This window comes from Verrucomicrobiota bacterium, assembly GCA_016871535.1.
In the GTDB taxonomy this organism is placed as follows: Bacteria; Verrucomicrobiota; Verrucomicrobiia; order Limisphaerales; family SIBE01; genus VHCZ01.
Map to the genome: position 1 here is coordinate 1 of VHCZ01000194.1, position 11,712 is coordinate 11,712.

At 57.4% G+C, this 11,712-nt stretch carries 10 protein-coding genes; 2 read left to right on the plus strand and 8 right to left on the minus strand.

Annotation, left to right across the window (positions count from 1 at the left end; genetic code table 11):
- Positions 1 to 10: 10 nt before the first annotated feature.
- The 3 genes from FJ398_20300 to FJ398_20310 all read right to left on the minus strand — a co-directional run bounded on the left by FJ398_20300 (position 11) and on the right by FJ398_20310 (position 3,048).
- Complete coding sequence (locus FJ398_20300; protein MBM3840260.1) at positions 11 to 775, minus strand: hypothetical protein; 765 nt, start codon at positions 773 to 775, stop codon at positions 11 to 13.
- 22 nt (positions 776 to 797) lie between these two features.
- On the minus strand, positions 798 to 1,973 hold the full coding sequence (locus FJ398_20305) for an ATP-binding protein (protein MBM3840261.1): 1,176 nt from the start codon (positions 1,971 to 1,973) through the stop codon (positions 798 to 800).
- A 73-nt stretch (positions 1,974 to 2,046) separates the two neighbouring features.
- Positions 2,047 to 3,048: a transcriptional regulator gene (locus tag FJ398_20310; protein MBM3840262.1), complete on the minus strand. Its 1,002-nt coding sequence runs from the start codon at positions 3,046 to 3,048 to the stop codon at positions 2,047 to 2,049.
- Positions 3,049 to 3,157: 109 nt separating this feature from the next.
- On the opposite strand from FJ398_20310, the gene FJ398_20315 reads away from it, so the two are divergent.
- The gene (locus FJ398_20315; protein ID MBM3840263.1) at positions 3,158 to 3,571 is read left to right on the plus strand and encodes a hypothetical protein; all 414 of its coding nucleotides are present in this window, start codon (positions 3,158 to 3,160) and stop codon (positions 3,569 to 3,571) included.
- A 6-nt stretch (positions 3,572 to 3,577) separates the two neighbouring features.
- Positions 3,578 to 4,123, plus strand: a complete 546-nt coding sequence (locus FJ398_20320; protein ID MBM3840264.1) for a hypothetical protein — start codon at positions 3,578 to 3,580, stop codon at positions 4,121 to 4,123.
- 485 nt (positions 4,124 to 4,608) lie between these two features.
- Here the strand turns inward: FJ398_20320 and FJ398_20325 are convergent, their stop codons facing one another.
- The 5 genes from FJ398_20325 to FJ398_20345 all read right to left on the minus strand — a co-directional run bounded on the left by FJ398_20325 (position 4,609) and on the right by FJ398_20345 (position 11,389).
- Positions 4,609 to 6,051, minus strand: a complete 1,443-nt coding sequence (locus FJ398_20325) for a hypothetical protein (GenBank protein MBM3840265.1) — start codon at positions 6,049 to 6,051, stop codon at positions 4,609 to 4,611.
- 232 nt (positions 6,052 to 6,283) lie between these two features.
- Positions 6,284 to 7,345 carry a carbon-nitrogen hydrolase family protein gene (locus FJ398_20330; GenBank protein ID MBM3840266.1) on the minus strand — a complete coding sequence of 354 codons (1,062 nt, stop codon included), beginning with the start codon at positions 7,343 to 7,345 and terminating at the stop codon, positions 6,284 to 6,286.
- A 253-nt stretch (positions 7,346 to 7,598) separates the two neighbouring features.
- On the minus strand, positions 7,599 to 7,943 hold the full coding sequence (locus FJ398_20335; protein MBM3840267.1) for a hypothetical protein: 345 nt from the start codon (positions 7,941 to 7,943) through the stop codon (positions 7,599 to 7,601).
- Between the two features lie 271 nt (positions 7,944 to 8,214).
- Positions 8,215 to 9,558, minus strand: coding sequence for a tetratricopeptide repeat protein (locus tag FJ398_20340; protein ID MBM3840268.1), 1,344 nt, complete (start codon positions 9,556 to 9,558; stop codon positions 8,215 to 8,217).
- Positions 9,559 to 9,574: 16 nt separating this feature from the next.
- Positions 9,575 to 11,389 carry a CRTAC1 family protein gene (locus FJ398_20345; protein ID MBM3840269.1) on the minus strand — a complete coding sequence of 605 codons (1,815 nt, stop codon included), beginning with the start codon at positions 11,387 to 11,389 and terminating at the stop codon, positions 9,575 to 9,577.
- Positions 11,390 to 11,712: the final 323 nt, after the last annotated feature.

Sequence of the window (11,712 nt, forward strand, 5' to 3'; positions counted from 1 at the left end):
AGTTTGGAGTCTAATGAAGTCGGTCACTGTTTGGTGAGCCGCTTCCCGTGTGGGAATTGATGGTAATGTCATTGTCCATCAACGATTCCCAAATAGTGACCGCTTCGGCTACTGAATAGTCACGGCTTAGAAGGGGAACTTTTCTTGGTTTAACCACAAAAGCTGAATGGTGAAGTATAGAAAGATCCTCAGACAAACCACTCCAGAGCGCAGCAGCGCCAATCAAGGACAATGATTTTGAAGGGGTTTCAATTGTTACCGCACTCTGTTCTGGTTTGAGTTCTTTCTCCAAGTCTAGGAATTCAATAAGAGCTGTCCGAGCATCTTCTTCGTGGTTCTTTGAATGCGCCTTCCCTGAAACAAATGCTTCCCAACAGTAGAGTGTTTGCCTTTGGCTTCGTGGAGGCCAATCCTCCATCCTCGACGTAAAATACAATGGACTGTTGAAGTTCCGCTTTATCTCGCTGAAAACCCAAGCCATTTGATGCACAGCCAATGTGGCGACTGCCAAACCCGCCGGTGCTGAAAATGCACGGTCGCCTTCGCCCTCACGCGACTTACTAAGTTTTGTGTCGCATTCAGGAACAGGAATGAAAAGTGGTGCTTCGATTCCTAAAGCTATGCTTTTGCTGTGCTTTAAGTCTTCGATCAAATCGGTCGCGAGGTCTTTGATATCGTCGGAAGTCTTAATTGAAGGAGATCCATCCCAGCGTGCCCAGCCGAAATTCCCCTTCATTGTTGAACCAATGTCACAGGCGTAGATGACGTGACTCATAAGATTTATGGTTTTGCAGAAATCAGGCTCTGAAACCCACCGGTTGAAGGTTTGGTAAAAAATTCTTTTCCACCACGCTCACAGCGTCAGGAAAAACTTCTGGCGCTGGCAGGTTGCGTTTTAACGAGAGGGTCATAGCTGTCCGTTTGATCTCACTGATATGCGCCCCCGTAAAGCCTTTTTCATGACACAACCGTTTCTTGTCGGCGGGAATTGTGGCCGAGCCGAAGTAGAGATCAACCAGTCGTTCGATTTCGTCGCGGGTCGGCAGATTGAACGCGAATTTTCGATTGAACCGCAACGGGCGTTCAATAATAGCTTTGTCGAGCAATTCGGGATAGTTGGTTGTGGCTATTACCACCCACCGCTCCTCGCGCTGAGTAAGCCCGGAAAGGAACTGCAAAAAATCCGCCAGTCCGCTCTCGCGGTCAGTGAGACGATCCCGCGCAAACGCATCTATGTCTTCAAAGATAAGCAGACAAGGATTGAGGAAGCGGGAAAGAAACTCCGCCAGTCTGGTAAAATCCACGTCGCCGATGATGTGGCAGGTGGAAAAGCCCAAGTCAATTGCCTCGCGGATGAGCGCCTGACAAACGAGGGATTTCCCAGTTCCAGGCGGGCCGTGAAAAATGACGCCATTGTTACCGGGCAAGTGCTGAAGGTGGAAAAGCGTGTTGTCGTGGATGTCGTCGAGCATCTGTGAGTCGAGGATAACCTCCGCCAAAGAAACCGAGGGACGCGATTTTAGAATCCCTTTGAATCCGCCCGACGCCGGAATGAGTTGGAGGTGTTGGCAACGAATCGGATTTTTCGTTTTGATCACTTCATTCAACTCGGTGACCAAACCAGCAACCGGTCTGGTGGCTGAAATGGAGAGGCTTTGGGATTGGAAATCCGCTTGATAGCAGATGATTTTGCCACGCAAACAACCGTAAGCCTCGCCAAACGCCAGAATAGAGGCCGAGCAGCTCGGATTGAAAAAGAATTCCTTCTTGAGCTTGGCGTGTTCAAGCCAGTCTTTACACTGCCGACGCAAATATTTCTCGATCGTGTAGCCCGCCACCAGCATCGAATAGGCAGATTCAAAGCTCCATGTGAACGCGTTTGGAGACTCTTCGAGATAATCGACCTCGTCGTCGTCACCAATTAACCGTCCACGTGAAAGTCGGAAGAAAGAATTACGCCTTTGATTTTTCATGGTGCGATCATGCCACGCCACCTCTGACAAACACTGTCAGACCTTCACAAAAAAATTATTTTTCTAAGCCCCGTTAGGCAGAATATTGCGAGGCCATTGCACGGATGATTGCACGAAGACGATCCCGTAACTCGACAGGTTCAAGCGCGGTGGCATGGTTGCCCCAAGCCAGAATCCAACGCTCGACATCTTGTAGGGTGTTCAAACGGAGCGTCAATTCGATCTCGCCACCAGCAAGTTCCCTGATGCGCTGGGAGTGATGCCATTTTCGCTCACGCACAAGCGGGGCTGCGAACGCGTCAAAGCGAATGCGAATTTTGTAAGATGTTGTGCGGTCGAAAAAGATGGCGAAGCTGTCGCGCAACAGTCGCTTGATTGGAATTTGTTTCGGCTGAACAAATTTTTCGCCTGTGGCTTTGACCTGCTTCATTCTGGCGGGCACGAATGTGCGCATTGCATCAAGGCCCGTGTCGTGTGCGAGGAGATACCACTGCTGTTCAACGCAAGCCAGATGATAGGGGTGAACCCGGCGATGACTTTTCGGTTTGTTAAGGCCGGAGTAATCAAATTCGATTTCACGGCGATTCACAACCGCCTCAGTCAAAAACTTAAAAAGCCTCGCATCTGCGCGGGGAACTCCAACCGGACGAAAGGACATCGCAGCATTCAGATCACCGAGCGATATCGTCAAGTGATCGCCCAAGCCCACTGCGAGCTTTCGAAATGCTGATCGGAGATCGTGCTCTAGCGGGTTGCCACGATATTGGGCAATAATTCTTTCTGCCACCAAGATGGCGAAAAGCTCTGCCTCCGTAATCTGCAAAAACGGAAGATTTGGGAGTGGCGCAGTCAGCGAATAACTGCGGCGACGTGGATCGTATTCAATTGGCAGATTCAACTGGTCGCGCAAAAAATCAAAGTCGCGCATGATTGTCCGATCAGAGCATTCCAAGTCATCCGCCAATCGAGCGCAATTCACCGGCTTTTTCTCTGAAAGAAGCTGGCAGATTCGCGTCAGTCGCCGCAAAAGAGGGCGCGACGACGGCAGAGTGGATTTCACGTAAGTTTGTTGCATGTCCCACTAAATTTAATCACGGACACAGTATGCATAATCAGCAAGAAGTTAAAAACTGCAGTTCTTCGACACAACCCGTGATTCGGCGCAGAAGGTTTAAGGGACGGTCCTGGACGGCGAATTGATCGCCCTGGAAAACGGCAGGCCGTCCCTGTCAAAAATTCAAGGGCGTGTCCAGCTTCAAGACCGAAATCGGATCGAACTGTTGAGTCAGCGGTCGGGCGTGGTTTTCATGGTCTTCGATCTTCTCTATCTGCGTGGCCAAGCGGTGATGGCTGATCCACTGACGAAACGGCGTCAGCTATTGCGTGAAATCCTCGGCGAGCTGGACTGCCCGGTGGTCAGGATGACCGAGGGCGTGGTGGGCAAAGGATGCCATCTGTTTGCCCGGGTAAAGCAGTTGGGGTTGGAAGGAACGATGGGCAAGCGATTGGAGGGAAAGTACTGGCCCGGAAAACGATCCTCCGACTGGAAGAAGATCAAGCAGACTGTCCTTCGCCCCAATCGCTTCGTGATTCGCTGAGCGACTATGAGAAAGCACATTCCGGGGCATGTAATCACGTTCACTCGGCGGATGATCGAGGAAAAGAACTTCGCTCCCTTCGTGGATCAATACAATTTGTCGCGTCCGGAAGCCTGGCATTATCTCCCCGGATTATTGGGGCGGGTGATCTTTCTTTTTGACGGGTTGGATGAGTCAGTGCCGCCCTTGGACAATGCGGCGCTCCGTCAGTTCTTGGGAGCGTTTCACCGCGCTTGGCCATACTGGACGGTATTTTGTGACCTGAGCCAGGAAGACCTTCGCGTGATGACCTTTTGCTGCTTGGAGAGCGTGAGAATTGTTCACGTCCCCGGCCAGCAGAATTGGGCGCTTTTCTATGATCCAGAAGAACTGGCTGCATTCCTGGCCGAGGATTTCATGAAATCGGAGGAGCAACTTCGTTGGACACGGTTTTCGCACCGCTGGATGAAACGGCGGATCGCGGCGGTGAAGGACTATTTTCTCGGACCGCTTAACCTTGGGGTATTTCAATCTGTCCAACATCAAACCGTTGATGTAAGAATCGTGACGTGAAAACGGTTATCGGTTGGAAACGTTTTGGAGAAGCGCACAGCATGGAGTTGAAAGGATTTGTAGTGCGGCATTTTCCTAACAATTCCTAACACTTGTGAGGCATGTGTAAGGCGTTCTCGCTGATTAAGATGATTGACCGAAATTTGAATTTAACTTGACAGTCAACAAGTTGCGCAGACGAAAGGCTTGAATTTGTTCGGAAAGTTAGGGTGTGTGTTCCGTGCGATGCGGAACGGCTTTTTTTGCGCCTTCCTTCGCTTGATACTGTGGAGAACGGGAGGGTGGCCGTCTCGGCTGCATCAGTCGGCGTCGTATGTGTTTAGCGTGCCTTCCGCCGTAGCGCAGAGTTGCACTCTGCCGTATCCCCGATTTGCAATCGGCGGCGGTCCGGCAAGTTCCGGAATTCTGGAACTTGTCGAGACCCTGCGGAATGCAATTCCGCGATACGGCAGATTACAAATCTGCGCTACGTTGAACACCGCATCTCAGTCAGCGGCGAAGAATTCCTTGTAAGCGACGATGCCGAAGATGCCCAGATAGAAGGCGGCACAATAAAGCGCGCCGAGTTCCATAAACCAGCGCGGACGCAGTTCCTTCGGCAAAAGGCGGCGGTTAGCCACCACGGTCAGCACGGCGCTAAAACCCAGGGCGAGGTTCCAAAAGTTGGCCACGGTCTTTACGATTTGCGCCGGATTGAGGATCGCCAGCGCGATCATGCCCCAGAGGCCGTAAACCGCCAGCACGCTGTAGTACACGTATTTTACTTTGTTGCCATCCAGGTGAAGCAGCCGGCGGCTTCCGGTCCAAAGGACATCCACCCAGCGGCGCACCATCCCGTCCATCTGCGTGATCTGTGTCGGAGCAAGCACCAGCAGTCCGCACGTCAGGGTCAGGTACCAGAACGCCGGTCCGATGTGTTCGGCCAGGCCCTTCGCCGTCATGGCGGCGCCTTCCCACCCTTTCACGGTCGTGCCTCGCGGCAGAAAGCCGAGAGAAAGCATCGCCGGCAGGATGGCCCCCAGCGTCACGGCCGGCACCCAGATGATGAGTTGTTCGCGGACGATATGACGGTACCATCCGCGCCAGCGTTCGAGGTTTTCAGGCGTGACGGGAAATACTTTGCCCACGTGCGAGAGCTTGATCGTCTTGCCGCCAAACGCGCTCGGAATCGCGCCCACTTGTCCGCCCATGCCCCAGCCCTTTTCCCGGACATAATTTGAAAACTGCATGTTGGACAGCCCGCCCGCGCCGGCAATTCCCGCGAAAGCCGCCACCGTGGCCCAGTCCATCGTCGGCGGAAGCATCCCGAATTTGAACAAGCCGGAGACCGCTTCGCCCCACGCGCCGCGGTTCCAAATCAAATTGATCACGAGCAGGTAGCCGAGAACCAGAACGGCCTTGACGATCATGCAAAACTGAAGCGCGTTATAAATCTTCCGGCCGAACAGCACCGGAAGATACGCGCCCAGGAACACGACGTAACTGAGGCCTCGCACCAACGTCGCGTCCGTCTCCGTCGGCAGACGCCCCAGTATGATGGCTGCAAAAGGCACGGCCGCATTCGAGGCCAGGTACGGCCAGACCCCGATGAAGTCGAATGCCAGATAGACGCCTGTCCAGAGAACGGGCCCCGGTGGCAAACGAAAATAGCCCACGAACATCGGCTCGCCGCAGTAGAGCGCATACCGCATCACTTCGAGATTGAAGAAAACCTGCGCGGCAATCGCGAGCGTCGCGATCCAGAGGATTGAGCCGCCGTAACGCGCCGTGACTTCGGGCCCCAGCAGCCACTCGCCTCCGCCGATGTTCGCGCCGGCCATCAAGATGCCCGGCCCAATCATCGCGCGCCACTGGCTTAACCCAAAACGAGGCGGCGGCGGAAGTTCGCCGACGGTCCAGGGACCAAAGCTTTCAGCTTTCTCGCTCACGATTCTGGTTTGGTTGTTGTTGCGCTATGCCGGCCACACGGCACCGTATTTCGCCCACGACGTGAGTTATTTCACGCAGACTGAAGTCTTCGCCGCGCGCCATCCGTTCCAGGAGAGGGCATAGCCAGTCCAGCATTTCGCCGAAGACGCCCGCGTGCCGATCTCTCTTAATGCGTTCCGCGGTCAGAATGGCGTGCCGCAGCGAGCTCTCATCCATAACCGGACCGGCGCGCTATCTCGAAGCTCCGGCTTTGCGGTAGAACCTCCGCACTTGCGCCATTTCATCCTCGATTTCCCGCAGACCCATGGAGCGCACCATCTCGCCGATCGGCGTCTTCGGGTCGTTCGACCAGAAGATGCCGCGATCTTCGTCCTCGTAGTAATTGTAGCCGACGTTGTTGCCGCAGGCCTTGCGGAGCGCCTCGCCATTCCGAAGCTTTGAACTCCACGGGAGAATCGCGTAACTCAAATCCAGTTCGTGAACCAGGATGTTTTGCGGCGGCTTGATCTGCGCGGCGATTTTGCCCGTCGGCTCGAAGAGGGAGGCGTTGTGCCGCCAGGTGCTGGACACAATATAGAAGCGATGATCCTTCGCGCGGAAGGCGGGCTGCGAGGTTTGAGGCGATTGCGTCGGCCAGGCGATCAACTCTGCGCCTTGCCGCGCCAACTCGGACCAACCGTCGTCGAATTCCATCTCATAACAAATCTGGATGCCGAGCTTGCCGAAGTCGCACTCGAAGACAGGGAACGCGTTGCCTGGGGTGGCGCCGCCTTCCATGTTGCCGCGCTCGAACGAGACGACCAGATGCACTTTGCGGTAGGTTCCGACCGTTTCTCCTTTGCGCCCGACCAGGACCGCCGCATTCGAGCACAACTTCTTTTCCTTCGAATCCAGGAGGTAGGTTGCAACGACGATATAGCAACCATGCTCGCGTGCTTTGCGAGAGAACACGTCCTGCACCAGCCCCTCGAACGGAACTGAATGCGCCAAGGCGTCTCCGTCCGCTTCCCCCGTGATCGACGTTTCCGGAAGCACCGCGAGGTCGAGGCCGCGACCGTATTTCTTTTTCGCCTCGGACGCCATCAGATCCACGATTCCAGCCAATTGATCGAGCCGCTTTTGCAGGCCGGGATGCTTCCCCCAAAAGGATTGCATGACGGTGCCCACGATCACCTTTCGAGGCGGGTGGCTGGATGTGCTTCTGCGCCGCGATTGGCCATCGGCGGCGCGTGCCGGCGCGGCGCCAAGGGCCGCCAGACTGCTCAGGGAGGTGAGGAATGTTCTTCGGTTCATGTGCGGGTTTCTCTCGAAGGAGAATGCTCAGGTCGTGGAAGCTTATCGTCTGACCATCTGTCTTCGCCAAGGAAATTCAGCGGCGCCACAGTCGCAGGCTTCATGTTCAAGCTTCAACGGGGCCGCGCTCGCGTGAGCGCGGAAGGAGTTCGCTTGTTACTCCTTCTGGCACAGGCCCGCAACACTTCGGTTGCGACTGCCTGCGCTATTCTGAGTGTCAGTTTGTTTCCGATATCTGATTCGCAATCGCTTGTCATTCGCGATATCGTAGCAGACGAGATAGGTGGTTCTCATACGCGGTTGAGGGTTGAATGAGCTTGCCGTGCGAATAACCGAAGCGCGAGCCGTCAGTGTTCCGGAGTTCGAAGACGCGCCAAGGACGACCCAGCGGGCGTTCGGCACTCGCATAGAACACCTTTTCGTACACTCGAGGCTCTTGCACCGTGTGCAACGGTTTGCCATGTTCGATTCGGGCCACTGCCGTTTCGTAGCAATGCTGCAGGTCTTTCAGCGTGGATTCTTGCTGCTCGGCATCCAGAACCGGCACGCGAAGCATGCCGTCGTCGCGAAGAATCAGCGCCTGCAACCCAAGCTGCATCTTGTCCGTGTCCCACGAGCGTTTCAGCCAGCGTCAGGGTTTGCGAACGGAATGTTTCCCACTCCTGCGCGCACGCGCTTCCAGTTTCCGAGTTAATTCCATGCTGTGCTCGACCTCTTTCGCACGCTCCTCGATTGATGCTGACGACAGACTGCGGCGGCCTTTTCGCCTGCGGTAGCCGCTCGGTCGGCGAACAGCGCTTCGATCCGTTTGAGCTTTTCAATCGGTCGCTGCTGGTCGTTTGGTTCCATTAGAGCGTCAGTCCTTCCAGCTACTCCACCAGTTTCAATTGATCGAGCAACTTTCGCCGCATTGGCTCTTCAGGTTGCAGAGCGAGTGCCCGGCGCAATTCCGCGGCCGCCGCCTGGTTCTGACCTTCGGCTCTCAGCACCACGGCCAGTCCGAGGTAGGCCTCCGCCGAATTCGGAGTCAACCGAATCGCTTCGCGAAAAGCGGCCATCGACTCGGCGCGTCGATTGATCTCGCCGCCGAGGCTCAGCCCAAGATTAAACCACGCCGCCGCCAGGTTGGGTTTGGCCTGGATGGCAGCTTGGAAACAAGGCTGGGCTTCCTTGGGTCGGCCCCGGCTCAGGCGTGTGACGCCCAGTTGCATTTGCGCTTCGATGTTGCCGGGCGCCAGCGCAACAGCTCGCATCAGGACGGCCTCGGATCTCGCGGCGTCGCCGAGCCGCAAGAGCGCGCGTCCGAGGAAAAACATGGCGCGATCCGAGTTCGGGTAAGTCTGGAGGGTTTTTTCGAGGAGCCGGGCGGCTTCGGCCACGCGGCCTGCTTTTATCCATTCATCGCCGAGATCGATCCAGGCGGCCTCCCCGGTTTTCAGGGCATGGACCTCGGCCAGGAAGGGATCTGGAAATGGCTCGTCGTGGGGAAGGTCCGCGAGAATCCGAGCCAGTTGGACGGCTTCGTTGGTGCGGCCCAAACGTTGGTTCACGTTCAGGAGAAGGCGGTGAGCCGCTTTGCGAGTGGAAACGTCCTGCAGCGCGCTCGCCAGATAATTCGTGGCCTCGGCGGCGCGGTCGCGAGCATTAGCCACTTTGCCGAGGCCCAATCCCGCCCAGGCCGAATTGGGATCGCGTTCGCGAACACGGCGGTAATGCCCTTCCGCCTCATCTAGACGCCCCAAGCTCAGGAGCGTGTCTGCAAACTTTAAGCGAGGCGCCAGCTCGCTTTCGGGAAAGAGGCGGACGGCGCGATCCAGATTCGTCGCGGCCGCCATGGGATTGTCCACCAGTTCCGCGAGACCAAGATAGTAGGGCCAGCGCGGTTGGCGCGGCGCCAGCGCGGAGGCCTGGGCAAAAGACGCGGCGGCTTCCGCGCGAACTTCGTGCGCCAGCAACATCATTCCCATGCGGCCCCGGGCCTCGGCGGACCGCGGGGCCTGTCGAACCGCGTCCCGAGCTTGGGCAATCGCCGCAGCGATCATCGGGTCGAAACCCGTGGTGTTCACGACTGGCGGCGGCGGCGACGCGTTTCTCCACCAGAGCCAGGACGCGAACGCAACCGACATTGAAAGCACGACCGCGAGCCAGCCTGGCCAGCTTCTGCGGATGGATCGGTTTGGCGGCGAAGGGCGTTTGGGGGTTCGCTTCTTCATTGAAGCCGATACGGGTTCACTGCCCAGCGCCTCGCGTCACAGCCGATGCGACTCGTTGCCCGGAACCTTTCCGGAGCGTGAGGATTTGATCCACGGCCACACCGGGAAACTGCTCCTCGGTGCCGTCAGGCCAGATCACGTTGATGCTTTCCACCTGGGTGGTTGAACCTAGGCCAAAGTGGGCGCGAGGATCGTTGCTGCACAGATAACTTTGCGAAGGATTCACCCACACGGTCCTGCGCCGCCCGCCCGCGTTGACGGCCACTTCCGCGCCATACGCGTCGCGGCCTCCGAACGCCGGCTCCACGACTCGCACCGTCAGCCAGTGGCCGCGTGGAGCGACGTTGCGATACACGCGCGCGGACGCGGCAATCCGCGTGACGATCAAGTCCGGGGCGCCATCGTTGTCCAGATCGCCTACCGCCAGGCCGCGCGCGACGGCGGCGGTTCCGCTGAAGGCGAGGTTGGCGGCGGAGATGTCCGAGAAAGCTCCCTGACCGTCGTTGGCGAAAATCTGGCTGCGCTGCTCGTATCCGTTCCAGAAGGGATCGCTGTTGGCCTTGCCGTTTGGCGCGGGATCGATCGTGAGGCGTTTGATGCCGCCGTTCACGACGAGCAAATCCGGAGCGCCGTCGTTATTTAGATCGTTGAACACAGTGCCAAAACCTGTGCCTCGCCACGCCGAAGCCGCGACCCGCGAAGCCGAGGTGCGATCCTGGAAGTATCCGCGCGGCCCTTGCTTCCACAGCGCGTGCGTTTCCGTGCTGAGGTGAGTCACGAGAATATCGAAAAGCCCGTCGCCGTCGGCGTCGCCGAGGGCGACTCCCATGTTGGCCTGGACGGCGCCCATCTCGTTGTAAGCGATCCCGCGTGTGGCGGCCTCTTCGGTGAACGTTCCGTTGCGCTGATTGATCAAGAGCCAATTGACATGGCCATCGTTGGCAATGAGCACGTCCGGCCAGCGGTCTCCGTTGGCGTCCGCGCACACGACTCCGAGTCCTGGCCCGGCCAGTTTCCCAAGCCCGGCTTTCAGCGTCACGTCCTCGAACCGGATCGAGCCGCCGCCAGCGCCCAGGTTCCGGAACAGCCGTGGAATCGTGCCCGGGAACCCGGACGGACCGCAGTACCCGGGTTTGCCTTGCGCATCTGGACACTTCATCGACGGCGAGTAATCCACGTAGTTGGCCACGATCAAATCGAGCCAGCCGTCCCGGTCGTAATCGAAGAACGCGGCCGACATGCCCCAGTGAGGATTGTCCAGTCCGGCGTCGTGGGTGATCTCTCCGAACTTGCCGCCGCCGACATTGCGAAACAGCCGAACCCGGTCGTACTCCGTGATGAAGACATCGGGCTGGCCGTCATTATCCACGTCGCCGACGGCCACGCCCATGCCGCGTCCCGGGAGATCCAGTCCGCTGCCGGTGCTCGCGTCGCGAAAGCGGCCGTCCTGTTCCTGATGGAACAGTTGATGTTTGGCGGCGGAATTGGTCCCGGCGTTCTGGAGCAGAAAAACATCCATGCGTCCGTCGCCGTCGAAATCAAAGATGGCGACTCCGGAGCCGAGCGATTCGGGCATAAAATAGGTTCCGACCGGTCCGACGTCGTGGACGAATCTCAGACCGAGCGCGTCCGTGGCATCTTCGAGCCAGGGCGAGTGGGCAGTTGAGGCGGGAGCGATCGTCGGATTGGGAGGAGGCTGCACGTTCGGCCCGCAACCGGCACCTGCCAGCGCCAAACCCAGGACGATCCCCAAGCACCGGAGTCGCAGGATTCGTGGCATCACCGCGGAGGAACCTTCAGTCGTGAGAACAAAGACCGGACATTGAAGCATGTGAACAGCGCTGAGAGTTTTCCGGTAGGCAACCAAAGCCGCGAATCGAAGTCAAACTGCGCTTTCCACCGGTGGTGCGATTATAAGTGTCGGCCAGTCACGATTCGATTGGCTCCCCTTTCCCCATGAACCTGGGAGCGCCGGCATCCATGCCGGCGCAGTTCAACCCGCTGCGGTCGCCGGCACGGATGCCGGCGCTCGTGCGCCTGAGATGGCGATTGGTCGAAGCGGTGAAAGTCCGCTTCTGTGCGGTGAAGAATCGTGCGGTATTGAACCATAACTGCGTCGTGGAAACACGGGGTGGAGAGCAATGGAACGAGAAC